A 15,853-nucleotide genomic window follows, 5' to 3' on the forward strand; every position below is an offset into this window, starting at 1 on the left:
GGCTGCCGGGTGGCGCCTACTGCGCCGAGCGGACGCGGATCCCCGAGACGGGCACCGTCACCGTCCCGGACGGGTCGGTGAAGAAGTCGTTGCCCTTGTCGTCGACGACGATGAACGCGGGGAAGTCCTCGACCTCGATCCTCCAGACCGCCTCCATGCCGAGCTCCTCGTACTCCACGACCTCGACGGAGCGGATGCAGTCCTGGGCCAGCCGTGCGGCGGGACCGCCGATCGAGCCGAGGTAGAAGCCACCGTGGGCGCCGCAGGCCTCGGTGACCTGCTTGGACCGGTTGCCCTTCGCCAGCATCACCAAGGAGCCGCCCGCGGCCTGGAACTGCTCGACGTAGGAGTCCATCCGGCCGGCCGTGGTCGGGCCGAAGGAGCCCGACGCCATGCCCTCGGGGGTCTTCGCCGGCCCGGCGTAGTAGACGGGGTGGTCCTTGAGGTAGGACGGCATCTCCTCGCCGGCGTCGAGCCGCTCCTTGATCTTGGCGTGCGCGATGTCGCGCGCCACGACGAGCGGGCCGGTCAGCGAGAGCCGCGTCTTGACGGGGTGCTTGGTGAGCTCGGCGAGGATGTCGGGCATCGGCTGGTTGAGGTCGATCGGGACGACCGCCCCGCCCTCGATGTCGTGGGCCATCCCGGCGTCGGGCATGTACTGCGCCGGGTCGGTCTCGAGCTGCTCGAGGAAGACGCCCTCGGGCGTGATCTTGCCGAGCGCCTGCCGGTCGGCCGAGCACGACACGGCGATCGCGACCGGGCACGAGGCGCCGTGGCGCGGCAGGCGGACGACGCGCACGTCGTGGCAGAAGTACTTCCCGCCGAACTGCGCGCCGATGCCGAAGGACTGCGTGAGCTCGAAGACCTTCTCCTCCAGCTCGACGTCGCGGATGCCGTGGGCGCTCATCGAGCCCTCGGTCGGCAGGTCGTCGAGGTAGTGCGCGGAGGCGTACTTGGCGGTCTTGAGGGCGAACTCCGCGCTGGTGCCCCCGATGACGACGGCGAGGTGGTAGGGCGGGCACGCGGCGGTGCCGAGCGAGCGGATCTTCTCGTCGAGGAACTCCATCAGACGCGTCGGGTTGAGGACCGCCTTGGTCTCCTGGAACAGGAACGACTTGTTGGCCGACCCGCCGCCCTTGGCCATGAAGAGGAACTTGTACTCGGGCACGTCCTGGGCGGGGGTGGAGTAGAGCTCGATCTGCGCAGGCAGGTTGGTGCCGGTGTTCTTCTCCTCGAACGTCGTCAGCGGCGCGAGCTGGGAGTAGCGCAGGTTGAGCCGGGTGTAGGCGTCGTACACGCCGCGGCTGATCGCCTCACCGTCGTCAGCGCCGGTGAGCACGCCCTCGGACTTCTTGCCCATCACGATCGCGGTGCCGGTGTCCTGGCACATCGGCAGCACGCCGCCGGCGGAGATGTTGACGTTCTTGAGCAGGTCGAGGGCGACGAAGCGGTCGTTGCCCGAGGCCTCCGGGTCGTCGATGATCCGGCGCAGCTGGGCCAGGTGCCCGGGCCGGAGGTAGTGGCTGATGTCGTGCATCGCCTCCTCGGTGAGCCGGCGGATCGCCTCGGGCTCGACCTGCAGGAACGTCCGTCCCCCGACCTCGACGCTCGAGACGCCCTCCGTGGTCACCAGCCGGTAGGGAGTGGCCGGTGCCCCGTTGGACCCGGCGGTGGGGAGGAGGTCGGAGTAGTGGAAGTCGGCGGCGCTCACGGCGCCAGATGCTACGCCCGGCCGGGCTCCTCGCCGGATCCGGTCTCGGGCTCCGGCGGTGACGCGGGTCGCTCTGCCTCCTCCGCCTCGCGCGCCTTCTGCTCGCGCGCGATCCGGCGCTGCTCCTCCGCGCGCTCGCGCACCCGCTTGAGGAACGCCTCGTCGGCGGCGGGGTCGGACGCGGCGAAGCGGCCGGTCCGGTCGTACTCCGGGAACGCCCCCGCGCCCCGCTCGTAGCCGCCGCGCGGTCGGGGCGCGCGCTGGGGTCGTCCCGCGACGAGCCAGGCGATCGACCCCACGAAGGGGAAGAACAGCACGAGCAGGATCCACCACAGCTTGGGGAGGTGGCGGACCTCGTCGTCGCGGCTCGAGATCGCCTCGATGAGGCAATAGACGGCCAGCACCAGTGGCACCAGGAACAGCAGAATCCGCACGTGAGGACCCCCGCAGGTCGGCCCTGCCGGGGCCCCGGACGACGGGGAGCGACCCGGCGTGTCCGGAGGGTAGCGCGAGCGCAGCCGTGGCGCAGGCAGATCCGCCGCCGCACCGGTGCGGCGGCGGGCCAGGTGTTCACCCGCCGGACGCACCACGTCCGTTCGGGGGTAGCCTCCGAATGGACGGGACCGACGAGGCTCCCCGCGGCACAGTACGCCGACCCGCAGCAGCTGCTCCCCTGGAGGTTCGATGAACACCCGCACGATGCTCGCCTCGCTCGCCGCCACAGCCACCGTCGTCTCGCTCGCGGCGTGCGCCGCGCCGGAGAAGGACAACGACACCACCACCGAGGGCGGTGTCGACGCGGCGTCGGCCACGAGCGCCGAGGACTTCGGGGGGATGGACGAGCTCGTCAAGGCCGCCCAGGACGAGGGCGAGCTCAACGTCATCGCGCTGCCGCCCGACTGGGCCAACTACGGCGAGATCATCTCGACCTTCGAGGACAAGTACGACATCGACGTCAACTCCGCCCAGCCCGACGCAGCCTCGCAGGACGAGATCAACGCGGCCAACGACCTCAAGGGCACCGAGCGCGCGCCCGACGTCTTCGACCTCGGCCAGTCCGTCGCCCTGGCCAACACCGACATGTTCGCGTCCTACAAGGTCGAGACCTGGGACGACATCCCCGACGAGTTCAAGGACGCCGACGGCGCCTGGGTCAACGACTACGGCGGCTACATGTCGATCGGCTACGACTCCGCGGTCGTCCCCGACGTGACGTCGGTGGCCGACCTGCTCGAGCCGGAGTTCAAGGGCAAGGTCGCGCTCAACGGCGACCCGACCCAGGCCGGCGCCGCCTTCAGCGGCGTGATGATGGCGTCCATCGCCAACGGCGGGTCCCCCGACGACATCGCACCGGGCGTCGACTTCTTCACCGACCTCAAGAAGGCCGGCAACTTCCTCACTGTCGACCCCGACTCGACCACCATCGAGCAGGGCACGACGCCGGTCGTCATCGACTGGGACTACCTCGGTGAGGCCGCCGCGGCCAACGTCGACACCTGGAAGACCGTCGTGCCCTCGGAGGCGGTCATCGCGGGCTACTACTTCCAGGCCATCAACGCCGACGCGCCGCACCCCGCCGCGGCGCGCCTGTGGCAGGAGTTCCTCTACAGCGACGAGGGCCAGAACCTCTGGCTTGCGGGGGGTGCCCGCCCGGTGCGCGGTGAGCAGATGGCCGAGGACGGCACCATCGACGCCGCGCTGTGGGACGCGCTGCCGGAGGTCACCGGCGACCCGGTGATCCTCACCGACGCGCAGACGGAGGCCGCCGGCGAGTACCTCGCAGCGAACTGGTCCAAGGCCATCCGCTGAGCACGGCGGCGGCCACCCGAGGGGGGCGGGCCCGACGGTTCACCGTCGGCCCGGCCCTCGCGCTGCTGCCCTTCCTCGTCTTCGTCCTGATCTTCCTGGTCGTCCCGACGCTGACCGTGGTGGTCGGCGCCTTCCAGGACGGGGACGGCCGCCCGACGCTCGGCAACCTCGACGCGCTGACCAGTGACGCCGCGCTCACCGCGCTGCGGGGCTCGCTCATCCTCGCGGCGTCGACGGCGCTGATCGGCGCCCTGCTCGGCGCGCTGCTGGCCTACCTCGTGGTCTCCATGCCGCCGCAGAGCCTGTTGCGCCGCGCCACGCTCGCGGTCAGCGGCGTGCTCGCACAGTTCGGCGGGGTGGTGCTGGCGTTCGCCTGGATCGCGACCATCGGGCCCGTCGGCGTCGTGACCAAGGCGGTGCTCGAGCTCACCGGCGCCAACCTCTACGGCTCGGGCTGGCTCTTCGCGCTGCCCGGCCTCGTGGTCGTCTACGCCTACTTCCAGATCCCGCTGATGGTGATCGTCTTCGCCCCGGCCTTCGAGGGGCTCCGTCCCCAGTGGCGCGAGGCGGCGGTCAACCTCGGCGCGACCACGTGGGACTACTGGCGCCACGTCGCGCTCCCGCTGCTCACCCCCGCGTTCCTGGGCGCGCTGCTGCTGCTGTTCGCCAACGCCTTCGCGGCCTACGCGACGGCGGCCGTGCTGGTCAGCCAGGGCCAGCCGATCCTGCCGCTGCTCATCCGCCAGGCGATCACGAGCGAGGTGCTGCTGGGCCAGGCCAACGTCGGGTTCGCGCTGGCGCTGGAGATGATCGTCGTGGTGACCCTGGTGATGGTGGCCTACAACCTCCTGCTGCGGCGTGCGTCGAGGTGGATGCGATGACCCCCACCCGTGGCTTCCGGATCGCCCGTGCCGTCCTGCTGGTGGTCTTCGCGGCCTACTTCTTCGTCCCGCTGCTGGCGATGTTCGACTTCTCCACCCAGGTGCGCGGCAGCGCGCCGGGGCGCACGTGGGACAACTGGCGATTCATGGTCACCGACGAGGACCTGCGCTCCTCGATCGTCGCCTCGCTGCTGCTGGCGCTGTTCACCGTGGTGCTGATGGTCGTCATCCTGGTTCCCACGATGGTGTGGGTGCGGCTGCGCGTGCCGCGTGCGCGCCGGTTGATCGAGTTCCTGTGCCTGCTGCCGTTGACCATCCCGGCGCTGGTCATCGTGGTCGGCATCAGCAACGTCTACTCGTGGGTGACCTACCTGCTGGGCGACTCGCCACTGGTGCTGACGTTCGCCTACGTCGTGCTCGTGCTGCCCTACTCCTACCGGGCGATCGACGCCGCGCTGTCGGCCATCGACGTCGCCACCCTCGCCGAGGCGGCGCGGTCGCTGGGCGCCGGGTGGATCACCGTCATCGTGCGCATCGTGCTGCCCAACATCACCGGAGGTGTGCTGGGAGCGGCGTTCATCTCGGTGGCGCTCGTGCTCGGCGAGTACGTCTTCGCCTCGCTGCTGCACTTCGACACCCTCCCGGTGGCGATGGCAGCGCTCTACAAGAACAACGGGCCGGCCGCGATGGCCGCCGCGCTCGCCTCCATGATCCTCGTGGCCCTGCTCCTCGTCGGGCTCACGTTCCTCGGCCGCGACCGGCACAAGCAAGGAGCCTCTTCATGAGCGACCACCCGGGCGAGCGGGGTCTCGCCGTCGAGCTGTCCGACCTGACCCGCGTCTACGGCGCGGTGCGGGCGCTCGACGGGCTGACGCTGAGCCTCGCGCCGGGGGAGCTCGTCGCGCTGCTCGGCCCGTCGGGCTGCGGCAAGACCACGGCACTGCGGATCCTGGCCGGCCTCGACCAGCCGACGTCCGGCACCGTGTCGGTCGGCGGTCGTGACGTGACCAGGGTGCCGGCCAACAAGCGCGACATGGGGATGGTGTTCCAGGCCTACAGCCTGTTCCCCCACATGACGGTCATGGACAACGTCGCCTTCGGGCTCAAGCTCCGCGGTCGCGACGGCGCCGCGCGACGGGCGCGGGCAGGCGACATGCTCGAGCTCGTCGGGCTCTCCGAGCACGCCGACCGCTACGCCCACCAGCTCTCCGGCGGCCAGCAGCAGCGCGTCGCCCTGGCCCGCGCCCTGGCCATCGAGCCGTCGGTGCTGCTCCTCGACGAGCCGCTCTCGGCCCTCGACGCCAAGGTGCGCGTGCAGCTGCGCGAGGAGATCCGCCGCGTGCAGATCGAGGTCGGCACCACGACCCTGTTCGTCACCCACGACCAGGAGGAGGCGCTCGCCGTGGCCGACCGGGTCGGCGTCATCAACGCCGGCCGGCTCGAGCAGATCGCGCCCCCGGCCGAGCTCTACGAGGCTCCGGCGACTGCGTTCGTCGGCGAGTTCGTCGGCCTGAGCAACCGTCTCCCCGCCGAGGTCCGCGACGGGGTCGCGTCCGTGCTGGGTCACCACGTGCCCGTCCTGCCGGGGTCTGCCACCGACCGCGGCCTTGCGCTCATCCGGCCCGAGTCGGTCTCGCTGGTCGCCGACGCCGACGGTCACGCCAGGGTCGCGACCGTGATGTTCCTCGGGGCGACGTCGCGGGTCACCTGCACGCTGGCCGACGGCACCGACGTGATCGCGCAGCTCGCCAGCTCCGACGCCCTGCGCCTCTCGCCGGGCGACGCCGTGCGCCTCGACATCGCGCCCACCGCGGTGCTCGTGGTGGCCTGAGTCGTCAGTCCCGCTTCCAGGGGGCGACCAGCGCGGCGAGGTCGGGGGCCAGCTCCTTCTGCAGCAGCGGCCCGAAGGTCACCCGGTGCACCCCCATCGCCTGCAGGTCGTCCAGCGACCCGGCGGCCGAGCCCTGCCGCGGGTTGGCGATCACGTTGACCGGGCCGGCCAGCGCGTCGAGGATGCGCCGGAGCGAGTCGGCGTCGGGCGCGGCGACGGGATAGCTGCAGCGCGACCCGGCCTCCTCGCACGCCAGCAGCCGGGTGATCGCCTCGGCGACCGGGTCGTCGAACCGGCCCTTGGCGACGAAGGCGTCGGTGCGCGCGTTGATGACCAGGTCGACGCCCGCGGCGTCGGCGGCCTGGCGCAGCCCGCCGATGTAGTCGGCGTGCTCGGTGACCGAGCGCATCCGCCCGCCCTCGGAGTGGACGGTGTCCTCGACGTTGAGCCCGACCGCCCCGGCCTCGAGCAGACGCTCGACCAGGTCGGCGGGCGCGGCGCCGTAGCCGGCCTCCATGTCGGCGGTGACCGGCACGTCGGGCACGGCCGAGCAGATGCGGCGCACGCCGTCGAGGGCGTCGTCGAGCGTCATGTCCTCGTTGTCGCCCTGCCCGCGCGAGTCGGCCAGCGGGTGGCTGCCGATGCTCAGCGCCTCGAAGCCCGCGCCGGCGACGACCGTCGCGGACCAGGCGTCCCAGACGTTGGGCAGGACCAGCGTCGAGCCGGTGTGGTGGAGCTCGAGGAGGCGGGTGGCGAGGGCGGGGAGGGAGGCCATGCCCCGAGGTTGCCACGCGCGAGCGGCCCCGCACAGGCCTGCGGGGGCATAGGTTCGCGCCCGCGGGCGTTCACCCGTCATGCAGGCTCCTGACACCGGGCGCGACCACGTGCTCGATGCGGTCGTGATCGGCGCCGGCCAGGCCGGTCTCGCCGCGTCCTACTTCCTGCGCCGCCGCGGCATCGACCACCTCGTCCTCGACGCCAACCCGCAGCCCGGCGGCGCCTGGCAGCACCGCTGGGCCTCGCTGAGCATGCACGACGTGCACGGGGTGTCCGACCTCCCCGGCTCGAGCGCGCCCGACGGCTCGGAGCGCGCGGCCAACCTCGTCGTGCCCGACTACTTCGACGACTACGAACGCTGGCACCACCTGCCGGTCGTGCGTCCGGTCCGGGTCGACCGCGTCGAGAGCGACGACGCGCTGCTCGTGGTGCACGCGGGGGAGCGGGTGTGGCGCACGCGCACGCTGGTCAACGCCACCGGCACCTGGACGCGTCCGTTCGTGCCCTACTACCCGGGCGCCGCGTCGTTCCGCGGCGAGCAGGTCCACACCGCGCGCTACCCCGGCCCCGAGCACTTCCGCGGCCGGCGCGTCCTGGTCGTGGGCGGCGGTGCCTCGGCAGTCCAGCACCTCGGCGAGCTGGCGCCGGTGACCGACACGCTGTGGGTGACCCGGCGCCCGCCCGTGTGGCGCGAGGGCGACTTCGACTCCTCCGCCGGGCTCGCCGCGGTGACCGCGGTCGAGGAGCGCGTACGCCGCGGGCTGCCGCCGGCGAGCGTGGTCAGCGTGACCGGGCTGCTGGTGCGCCCCCAGGAGCAGGAGGCGGCGCGGCTCGGGGCCTACGAACGGCTGCCGATGTTCGAGCGGATCGAGCCCGACGGCGTGCGGTGGGCGGACGGCCGGTTCGAGCGCGTCGACGCGATCATCTGGGCGACCGGGTTCCGGCCGGCCGTCGACCACCTGGCGCCGCTCGGCCTGCGCTCGCCGTCGGGCGGGATCGCGCTCGTCCCCGTGCCCGGCAACGTGCAGGGGGCCACCACGGCGGCCCGCGACCCGCGCGTGCAGCTCGTCGGCTACGGGCCGTCCGCCAGCACGCTGGGCGCCTCGCGAGCCGGGCGGCAGGCCGCGCTCGCGGTGTCGCGGCACCTGAGCGCGGTCGCGGCCTGACGCCCGTCACGGGTCGGCGCGCCGCGACCTCGCTAGGCTGGTCCCCATGGGGGAGATCGAGAACCGCCCGCACGACCCGTCGCAGATGCGCATCTCCGACGCCGACCGTCAGCGCGTCGCCGACGTGCTGCGTGACGCCGCCGGTGACGGCCGCCTCGACCTCGACGAGCTCGAGGAGCGCCTGGAGCTCACCTGGCAGGCCAAGACCTACGGCGAGCTGGTGCCCATCACCCTCGACCTGCAGGCGCCCGGTCCGGCGCCGCACCCGGCGTCCCCCGTGCGGCGCCCGGATCCGGGGCTGCCCGCGGTCGGCCACAACTCCTCGATCGCGATCATGAGCGAGACCGCGCGCAAGGGGGTCTGGGCGGTGCCCGAGCACCACAGTGCGTTCGCGCTGATGGGTGCCGTGGTCATCGACCTGCGGCAGGCGCAGCTCTCCGCCCACGAGACCCTCATCAACGCGAGCGCGATCATGGGCGAGGTCAAGGTGATCGTCCCGGCCGACATGCACATCGTGCTCGACGGCACCCCGATCATGGGCGAGTTCAGCCAGGCCAAGGACAAGGTGCCCGCCGAGCTCGGCCCGGGCTCGCCGGTCGTGCGGGTCCGCGGGATGGCGCTGATGGGCTCGGTCACCGTGCAGCGCCAGCCGGCCCCGGGCACGCCCAAGAAGTACCTCGGCACCTACTGAGCCCGCCCGGTCGCGCCCCGCAACGGCGCCCGTGGACCGTTGATTGCCCCACCCTGCTCCGGCACCTACTGTGGCCCGGGTCACTTCACTACGGATCGTCCGGCACGTACCTGCCGGTGAAGGAGCAGAAAATGGCATCAGTGACGTTCGAGAACGCGCAGCGCTGGTATCCCGGCACCGATGAGCCGGCCGTGCCCGGCATCGACCTCGAGATCAAGGACGGCGAGTTCATGGTGCTCGTCGGCCCCTCGGGCTGCGGCAAGTCCACCACCCTGCGGATGCTCGCGGGGCTGGAGGAGGTCAACTCGGGGCACATCTACATCGGCGACCGTGAGGTCACCGACGTCCCGCCCAAGGACCGTGACATCGCCATGGTCTTCCAGAACTACGCGCTGTACCCGCACATGTCGGTCGAGGAGAACATGGCGTTCTCCCTCAAGATGGCCAAGGTGCCCACGGCCGAGCGCAAGGAGCGCGTGGCGAAGGCCGCGGAGCTGCTCGGCCTCACCGAGTTCCTCGAGCGCAAGCCGAAGGCGCTCTCCGGCGGCCAGCGCCAGCGCGTCGCCATGGGCCGCGCGATCGTCCGCGCACCGCAGGTCTTCTGCATGGACGAGCCGCTGTCCAACCTCGACGCCAAGATGCGCGTGCAGACCCGCACCGACATCGCCCGGCTGCAGCAGGACCTCGGCGTGACCACGGTCTACGTCACCCACGACCAGGTCGAGGCGATGACGATGGGCGATCGCGTCGCGGTGATGAAGCTGGGCGTGCTCCAGCAGGTCGACACCCCGCTCAAGCTCTACGACGAGCCCGCCAACCTCTTCGTCGCCGGGTTCATCGGCTCGCCCCAGATGAACCTGATGGAGGGCGTCGCCGTCGACGGCGACGTCAAGGTCGGCGGCTACACCGTCCCGGTCGACCCGGCGGCGGAGCGCAAGATGTCGGGCAAGGTCACGGTCGGGGTCCGCCCGGAGAGCTGGCGCCTTGTCGGCGCCGAGGACGGTGGTCTCCCGGTGCGGGTGACCGTCGTCGAGGAGCTCGGGGCCGACAGCTTCGTCTACGGCACCTGCGACGTGGAGGGCACGCCCGCCAACGTGATCGTCCGCCTGAGCGGGCGCAAGCACCCGCAGAAGGGCGAGATGCTCTACGTGACGACCGACCCCCAGCACGTCCACGTGTTCGACACCGAGTCGGGCGAGCGCCTCTCCGAGTGACGCGTCTGCCCCGACGACGACAGGGCCCCCGCGAGCACTGCTCCCGGGGGCCCTGTCGCGCGCCTCAGGTGGCCTGGTCGGCGGCGGGCTCCACGTTGTCCTGCTGCTCCCCGACCTGCTCCGCCTTCGCCATCGCGTTCTCGCCCGGGATGATGCCGGCGTGCTCGGCGTCCATCGTGAGGTTGTCTCCCGTGGCCGGGTCGAAGAGGTGGATCTGGCGGGCGTCGACCCAGATCGTGGCCTCGTCGCCCTCCCGGATCCGGCTCGAGCCGTCGAGGGAGACCACCAGCTGGGTGCGCAGCGACTCGCCGTCGAGGTCCTTCTCGAGCTGGGCGAGCTGCTCGCGCACCTCCGGCGGCGCCTCGAAGGGGATGTAGGCGTAGGCCTCGTTGCCGAGCCACTCCACCACGTCGACGGTGGCCTTGAAGGTGGCCTCGTCGGTCACCTTGTCGCTGTCGACGACGCTGGCGTCCTCGAAGTGGTCGGGCCGGATGCCGGCGATCAGCAGGCCCTTGCCCTGCGCTCGGGCGACCCGGTCCTCGGGCATCGTCACGGTCCCGAAGGGCAGCTCCACCCGGTTGCCGTCGACCTTCGCCGGCAGGAAGTTCATCGGCGGGGAGCCGATGAATCCCGCGACGAAGAGGTTGGCGGGGTTCTCGTAGAGCTCGCGCGGCGTCGCGTGCTGCTGGAGCACGCCCCGCTTGAGCACCGCGACGCGGTCGCCCAGCGTCATCGCCTCGGTCTGGTCGTGGGTGACGTAGACCGTGGTGATCCCCAGCCGCTTCTGCAGGCGCGAGATCTCCGTGCGCATCTGGCCGCGCAGCTTGGCGTCGAGGTTGGACAGCGGCTCGTCGAAGAGGAACGCCTCGGCGTCGCGGACGATCGCGCGGCCCATGGCGACGCGCTGGCGCTGACCACCCGACAGGTTGCCGGGCTTGCGCTCGAGGTGCTCGTCGAGCTCCAGCGTCTTGGACGCCGCGCGGACCTTCTCGTCGACCTCGGCGTCGGACTTGCCGGCCAGCCGCAGCGGGAACGCGATGTTCTCGTAGACGGTGAGGTGCGGGTAGAGCGCGTAGTTCTGGAACACCATCGCCAGGTTGCGCTCGCGCGGAGCGAGGTCGTTGACCCGCTTGTCGCCGATGATCATGTCGCCGGAGGTGATGTCCTCGAGTCCCACGATCATGCGCAGCAGGGTGGACTTTCCGCAGCCCGAGGGCCCGACGAGGATCAGGAACTCCCCGTCGTCCACGTCGATGCTGATGTCGTTGACGGCCGGGAAGCCGTCACCGTACTGCTTGACGATGTTCTTCATCTGAATGCCAGCCATGAGCTGATCACCCCTTCACTGCGCCGGAGGTGAGGCCGGCGACGATCTTGCGCTGGAACAGCAGGACGATGACGATGATCGGGATCGTCGAGACGACGGCCCCCGCGGCCAGCAGCGACGCCGGCCGGTTGAACGGGTCGGACCCGACGAAGAACGACAGGGCCGCCGGGATGGGTCGTGCGGCTTCGGTCGAGGTGAGCGAGATCCCGAAGACGAAGTCGTTCCAGGCGAAGAAGAACGTCAGGATCGCCGCGGTGAACACACCGGGTGCGGCGAGCGGGACGATCACCTTGCGGAACGCCTGCCACGACGTGGCGCCGTCGACCTGGGCGGCCTGTTCCATCTCCCACGGGATCTCGCGGAAGAAGGCGGACAGGGTCCAGATCGCCAGCGGCAGCGTGAACGACATGTAGGGGATGATCAACCCCGGCCAGGTGTCGTAGATGCCGAAGGTGCGCCACATGTCGAACAGCGGCCCGACCAGCGACACCACCGGGAACATCGCGATCACCAGGGCGAGCGTCAGCACGAACTTCTTGCCGGTGAACTCCAGGCGGGCGATGGCGTAGGCGGCGAGCGTGGCGATGACGACCGACAGCAGCGTCGCGATCAGCGAGATGCCGACGGAGTTGAGGATCGCGCGCAGGAACTGGTCGTCGGCCAGCACGTCGCGGTAGTTCTGCCAGCCCGCACTGCCGCCCTCGGCGGGCAGGAAGCCCGGGCTGCCGTTGGTGATGGACTCCTGGCTCTTGAACGACAGCGAGATGATCCACGCGACCGGCAGCAGGCACCAGACCAGGATGAGGATGGCGCCGACGACGACGCCGACCTTGTTCTTCGCGGACATGTCATCCCTCCTGTCGGGCCGCGGCGAGGTCGACGCGGAAGATCTTGACGATGAGGAAGGCGATCAGCAGCACCGAGAGGAACAGCAGCACCGACAACGCCGAGCCGATGCCCAGCTGGAACTGCTCGATCACCTGGCGGTAGGTGAGGAACGAGATCGACTCGGTGCCCTGCGCGCCCGCCGTCATGACGTAGATGTTGTCGAAGATGCGGTAGGCGTCGAGGGCGCGGAAGAGCACCGCCACCATGATCGCCGAGCGCATGTTGGGCAGGATCACCTTCCACAGCCGCTGCCACCAGGTCGCGCCGTCGACCTTGGCGGCCTCGAGCATGTCCTCCGAGACCTGCGCCAGTCCGGCGAGCAGGAGCAGCGACATGAACGGCGTGGTCTTCCAGATCTCCGAGACCATGATCGCCGCCATCGCCGAGCCGTACTGGCCGAACCAGTTGAAGCCGTCCTCGACGAAGGGCAGCCACTCGTTGACGAAGCCGTTGTTGTTGCTGAACGCGAACTGCCACGCGAAGCCCGAGACGACGGTGATGATGCCGTAGGGGATGAGGATCGAGGTGCGGATGATGCCGCGCGCGAAGATCACGCGGTGCATCACCATGGCGAAGGCGAAGCCGATCACCAGCTCGAACGCGACGGTCACGACCATGATGAAGACGGTGTTGAGCGTCGTCTCCCAGAACAGCGAGTCGGTCAGGGCGGTCAAGTAGTTGGAGAGCCCGATGAACTCGCGGTCGTCGGGGGCGGTGAGGCTGTAGTTGAAGAGGCTGAGGTAGATCGCGCGCAGCATCGGGAACGCGGTCACCAGCAGCATCAGGACGATGGCCGGTGCGACCAGCTTCATCCCGAGGCTGTTCTCCGCCTTGGACCGGTCACTGGCGGCGGCCTTCTCGGCCCGCCGCACGTCGCGCTTGTCATCGGGCGCCACGGTCGTGTGCGTCACAGCAGGCTCCTTCCGGCGAGGACGTCGGACAGGAACTTCTCCGACTCCCGGGGTGTCGAGTCAGGGTTGACCGACGTCGGTGAGTGCCAGACCGACTGCACGGCGCTGGAGATCTGGCTGTAGAAGGGACTCTTCGGCCTCGGCCCGCCCTCGTCCACGCTCGTGCGGTAGAGCTCGATGAGGCTCTCGGGGAACTCCCCGCTGGCCACCACCTCGTCGTAGGCCGAGTTGGTCGACGGCATCAGGCCGTCGTTGATGGCGAGGTCGACCTGGACGTCGGTGGAGGTGATGCACTGCGCGGCCTCCATGGCCCACTCGGGGTGCTCGGAGTAGGCGCCGACGCCGATGTCGATGCCACCGATCGGCGGCTTGGACGGCTCGCCCTCGACGGTCTCGGGGTAGCGCGCCCAGCCGAGGTCCTCGAACTCCTGCTCGTCGGCCGGGCCGCCCGGCTTGCCGATCAGGCCCTTGTAGTTGGCGTAGACGAACGTCCAGTTGACCATGAACTCGCCGGGCCCGTCGGCGGGGAACATCTGGCCGAGGCTGGTGCCCTCGTTGGACACCGTGAGGTCGGGCTGGGCGGCGGCGCTCTTGGCAAGCTTCGCGATGATCGCCGCGGCCTCGCGCCCGGCATCGGTGTCGAGCTCGACGGTCGCGTCGCGGCCGGCCTCGGTGTCGGTGATGATGGCGCCGCCCGCGCCCTGCATGAGGGCGTTGATCCACACGACGTACGCCTCGTAGCGGTTGGCCTGCACGCCGACGGTCCCGCCCTCCTCGGCGGCCGCGTCGATGATCTGGTCCCAGGTGACCGGCTTGGCCATGTCGAGGCCGGCGGCCTCGGCCATCGACTTGCGGTACCAGAGGACCTGCGTGTTGGCCCACAGCGGGATCGCGTAGACGGTGTCGTCCCACACCACCGTGTCGGCGGCACCCTCGAGGTAGTCACCGCCGTCGGTGATCTCGGTGGCGAGCTCCTCGGGGATCTCCTGGAGCCAGCCCGCGTTGGCGAACTCGGCGACGAAGACCGGGTCGAGGTTCATGATGTCGGTCGAGGAGTCCTCGGCCGCGAGGCGCCGCGCGAGCTGGGTGCGCTGGTCGGTCGCGCTGGAGGGCAGCTGCTGGACCTCGACGTCGTACTGGTCGGTGCTGCACTTCTCCGCCCAGGTGCGGAACGTGTCCACGCCGTCGGGGTTGACGTACCAGTTGAGCGTCGCCTTCCCGCTGTCGCCGCCGCACGCGGACAGCAGCCCGCCCGCGAGCGCGAGGGCGGCGAGCGATGCCACTCTCCGTATCGGCCTGGGCCGACCTCGTTGCCGGATCGACGATGCTCGTGACATCCGCGCCCCTCCTCATGCCTAGTCTGAGTCTCTGGTCTAGTGGCCCACGACCCATTTGGCAACAGATCCCACTCCAACGGGCAGGGTGGGGAAGGGAACGACATGACGGCGGTGTGGCGCGCCCCGGGGCGCATCAACCTGGTCGGGGAGCACACCGACTACAACGACGGGTTCGTCCTCCCCTTCGCCCTCGAGGTGGGCTGCACCGCCGGGGTGACGCCGCGTGGGTCCGGCGACGACGGCTGGCGGGTGCGCTCGGCGCAGGAGTCGCAGCCCGTGTCGGTGCCGCGCACCGGCCTCGGGGACGCGCCCGAGGTGCCGGACTGGTCGCGCTACGTCCTCGGCGCGCTGTGGCTGCTCACCGACCGAGGGGTCGACGTCCCCCCGCTCGCCGTCGAGGTGGACTCCGACGTGCCGACCGGGGCGGGGCTCTCCTCGTCGGCGGCGCTGGTGTGCTCGGTCGTCCGGGCCGTCGACGACCACCTGGGCCTCGGGCTCGACGACGACGCCCTCTTCGCGCTGACCCGCGACGTCGAGAACGACGCCGTGGGCGCGCCGACGGGCGGGATGGACCAGCTGGTGAGCCTGCGCGGGCAGGAGGGCCACGCCCTCTTCTGCGACATGCGCAGCCACGACACCCGCCCGGTGCCGCTCGACCTCGCCGGCCACGGCCTGGCGGTCCTGGTCGCCGACACCCGCGCGCCCCACCGGCACTCCGACGGCGAGTACGGCGCGCGCCGCCGCGGCTGCGAGGAGGCCGCCCGCCGGCTCGGGGTGGCCGCGCTGCGCGACGTCACCGCCGACGACCTCGACGACGCGCTCGCGCGCCTCGACGACGCCGAGCTGCGCCGCTACGTGCGCCACGTCGTCACCGAGGACGACCGGGTGCTGTCGGTGGTCGGGCTGCTCGACGACGACCGGCTCGCCGACATCGGCCCGCTGCTCACCGCCTCGCACCGGTCGATGCGCGACGACTTCCAGATCACGGTGCCCGAGGTCGACACGGCCGTCGCCGCGCTGCTCGGGGCAGGCGCGCTGGGTGCCCGCATGACGGGCGGGGGATTCGGCGGGTGCGTGATCGGACTGGTGCCCGAGCGCGACGTCGAGCGCGCCGGCGACGCCGTACGCGCCGCCTTCGCGGACGCGGCGTTCACCGAGCCCTCGCTCTTCACCGCCCGGCCCGCCCGTGGCGCCCACCGGGTGACTGCCCCCGACCCTGCTCCCTGAGTCGCCCGGAGACTCAAGACGGACTTCTTCCGCGAGTCGCGAACTTCTCGGTGCTTGCAACACACCGGAAGTTCGGGTTTCCC

At 71.0% G+C, this 15,853-nt stretch carries 15 protein-coding genes; 8 read left to right on the forward strand and 7 right to left on the reverse strand.

Translation table 11 applies throughout. From position 1 onward, the window contains the following. Positions 1–16: 16 nt before the first annotated feature. Positions 17–1,711, reverse strand: a complete 1,695-nt coding sequence (locus AC4H2S_RS05540) for a fumarate hydratase (protein ID WP_491495971.1) — start codon at positions 1,709–1,711, stop codon at positions 17–19. An 11-nt stretch (positions 1,712–1,722) separates the two neighbouring features. Then, complete coding sequence (locus AC4H2S_RS05545; protein WP_491495972.1) at positions 1,723–2,145, reverse strand: PLD nuclease N-terminal domain-containing protein; 423 nt, start codon at positions 2,143–2,145, stop codon at positions 1,723–1,725. A 250-nt stretch (positions 2,146–2,395) separates the two neighbouring features. On the opposite strand from AC4H2S_RS05545, the gene AC4H2S_RS05550 reads away from it, so the two are divergent. The 4 genes from AC4H2S_RS05550 to AC4H2S_RS05565 all read left to right on the forward strand — a co-directional run bounded on the left by AC4H2S_RS05550 (position 2,396) and on the right by AC4H2S_RS05565 (position 6,232). Further along, positions 2,396–3,520 (forward strand): ABC transporter substrate-binding protein, encoded by a 1,125-nt coding sequence (locus AC4H2S_RS05550; protein ID WP_491495973.1) that lies wholly within the window; start codon positions 2,396–2,398, stop codon positions 3,518–3,520. Positions 3,521–3,639: 119 nt separating this feature from the next. Continuing rightward, on the forward strand, positions 3,640–4,401 hold the full coding sequence (locus AC4H2S_RS05555) for an ABC transporter permease (RefSeq protein ID WP_491495974.1): 762 nt from the start codon (positions 3,640–3,642) through the stop codon (positions 4,399–4,401). Further along, positions 4,398–5,186 carry an ABC transporter permease gene (locus AC4H2S_RS05560; RefSeq protein WP_491495975.1) on the forward strand — a complete coding sequence of 263 codons (789 nt, stop codon included), beginning with the start codon at positions 4,398–4,400 and terminating at the stop codon, positions 5,184–5,186. Before AC4H2S_RS05555 ends, AC4H2S_RS05560 begins: the two co-directional genes overlap by 4 nt. Beyond that, positions 5,183–6,232, forward strand: a complete 1,050-nt coding sequence (locus AC4H2S_RS05565) for an ABC transporter ATP-binding protein (RefSeq protein WP_491495976.1) — start codon at positions 5,183–5,185, stop codon at positions 6,230–6,232. The genes AC4H2S_RS05560 and AC4H2S_RS05565 overlap by 4 nt, the downstream gene beginning before the upstream one ends. 4 nt (positions 6,233–6,236) lie before the next feature. On the opposite strand, the gene AC4H2S_RS05570 is transcribed toward AC4H2S_RS05565, so the two are convergent. Further along, complete coding sequence (locus AC4H2S_RS05570; RefSeq protein ID WP_491495977.1) at positions 6,237–7,007, reverse strand: isocitrate lyase/PEP mutase family protein; 771 nt, start codon at positions 7,005–7,007, stop codon at positions 6,237–6,239. Positions 7,008–7,086: 79 nt separating this feature from the next. Here AC4H2S_RS05570 and AC4H2S_RS05575 point away from each other — a divergent pair, with 79 nt between their 5' ends. The 3 genes from AC4H2S_RS05575 to AC4H2S_RS05585 all read left to right on the forward strand — a co-directional run bounded on the left by AC4H2S_RS05575 (position 7,087) and on the right by AC4H2S_RS05585 (position 10,080). After that, on the forward strand, positions 7,087–8,175 hold the full coding sequence (locus AC4H2S_RS05575; RefSeq protein WP_491495978.1) for an NAD(P)-binding domain-containing protein: 1,089 nt from the start codon (positions 7,087–7,089) through the stop codon (positions 8,173–8,175). A gap of 46 nt (positions 8,176–8,221) precedes the next feature. After that, positions 8,222–8,866 carry a DUF1707 SHOCT-like domain-containing protein gene (locus AC4H2S_RS05580; protein WP_491495979.1) on the forward strand — a complete coding sequence of 215 codons (645 nt, stop codon included), beginning with the start codon at positions 8,222–8,224 and terminating at the stop codon, positions 8,864–8,866. 131 nt (positions 8,867–8,997) lie between these two features. Beyond that, positions 8,998–10,080, forward strand: a complete 1,083-nt coding sequence (locus tag AC4H2S_RS05585) for an ABC transporter ATP-binding protein (protein WP_491495980.1) — start codon at positions 8,998–9,000, stop codon at positions 10,078–10,080. Positions 10,081–10,144: 64 nt separating this feature from the next. On the opposite strand, the gene AC4H2S_RS05590 is transcribed toward AC4H2S_RS05585, so the two are convergent. Genes AC4H2S_RS05590 through AC4H2S_RS05605 form a run of 4 tightly spaced genes read right to left on the reverse strand, consistent with a single transcriptional unit; the run spans position 10,145 to position 14,489 of the window. Next, on the reverse strand, positions 10,145–11,407 hold the full coding sequence (locus tag AC4H2S_RS05590) for an ABC transporter ATP-binding protein (protein ID WP_491495981.1): 1,263 nt from the start codon (positions 11,405–11,407) through the stop codon (positions 10,145–10,147). Between the two features lie 7 nt (positions 11,408–11,414). Continuing rightward, positions 11,415–12,254, reverse strand: coding sequence for a carbohydrate ABC transporter permease (locus tag AC4H2S_RS05595; RefSeq protein ID WP_491495982.1), 840 nt, complete (start codon positions 12,252–12,254; stop codon positions 11,415–11,417). Between the two features lies 1 nt (position 12,255). Beyond that, positions 12,256–13,206 carry a carbohydrate ABC transporter permease gene (locus AC4H2S_RS05600; protein WP_491495983.1) on the reverse strand — a complete coding sequence of 317 codons (951 nt, stop codon included), beginning with the start codon at positions 13,204–13,206 and terminating at the stop codon, positions 12,256–12,258. Beyond that, entirely contained in the window at positions 13,203–14,489 is a 1,287-nt protein-coding gene (locus AC4H2S_RS05605) for an extracellular solute-binding protein (protein WP_491495984.1), read from the reverse strand. Before AC4H2S_RS05605 ends, AC4H2S_RS05600 begins: the two co-directional genes overlap by 4 nt. 156 nt (positions 14,490–14,645) lie before the next feature. Here AC4H2S_RS05605 and galK point away from each other — a divergent pair, with 156 nt between their 5' ends. Continuing rightward, positions 14,646–15,770, forward strand: a complete 1,125-nt coding sequence (galK, locus tag AC4H2S_RS05610) for a galactokinase (RefSeq protein ID WP_491495985.1) — start codon at positions 14,646–14,648, stop codon at positions 15,768–15,770. Positions 15,771–15,853: the final 83 nt, after the last annotated feature.

Source organism: Nocardioides sp. Z13_37 (genome assembly GCF_058355585.1).

Bases quoted from the DNA above. Each gene is read 5' to 3' on its own strand.
- AC4H2S_RS05550 (WP_491495973.1), top strand. From the start codon at position 2,396: ATGAACACCCGCACGATGCTCGCCTCGCTCGCCGCCACAGCCACCGTC.
- AC4H2S_RS05560 (WP_491495975.1), top strand. From the start codon at position 4,398: ATGACCCCCACCCGTGGCTTCCGGATCGCCCGTGCCGTCCTGCTGGTG.
- AC4H2S_RS05565 (WP_491495976.1), top strand. From the start codon at position 5,183: ATGAGCGACCACCCGGGCGAGCGGGGTCTCGCCGTCGAGCTGTCCGAC.
- AC4H2S_RS05570 (WP_491495977.1), bottom strand. From the start codon at position 7,007: ATGGCCTCCCTCCCCGCCCTCGCCACCCGCCTCCTCGAGCTCCACCAC.
- AC4H2S_RS05575 (WP_491495978.1), top strand. From the start codon at position 7,087: ATGCAGGCTCCTGACACCGGGCGCGACCACGTGCTCGATGCGGTCGTG.
- AC4H2S_RS05580 (WP_491495979.1), top strand. From the start codon at position 8,222: ATGGGGGAGATCGAGAACCGCCCGCACGACCCGTCGCAGATGCGCATC.
- AC4H2S_RS05585 (WP_491495980.1), top strand. From the start codon at position 8,998: ATGGCATCAGTGACGTTCGAGAACGCGCAGCGCTGGTATCCCGGCACC.
- AC4H2S_RS05590 (WP_491495981.1), bottom strand. From the start codon at position 11,407: ATGGCTGGCATTCAGATGAAGAACATCGTCAAGCAGTACGGTGACGGC.
- AC4H2S_RS05595 (WP_491495982.1), bottom strand. From the start codon at position 12,254: ATGTCCGCGAAGAACAAGGTCGGCGTCGTCGTCGGCGCCATCCTCATC.
- galK (WP_491495985.1), top strand. From the start codon at position 14,646: ATGACGGCGGTGTGGCGCGCCCCGGGGCGCATCAACCTGGTCGGGGAG.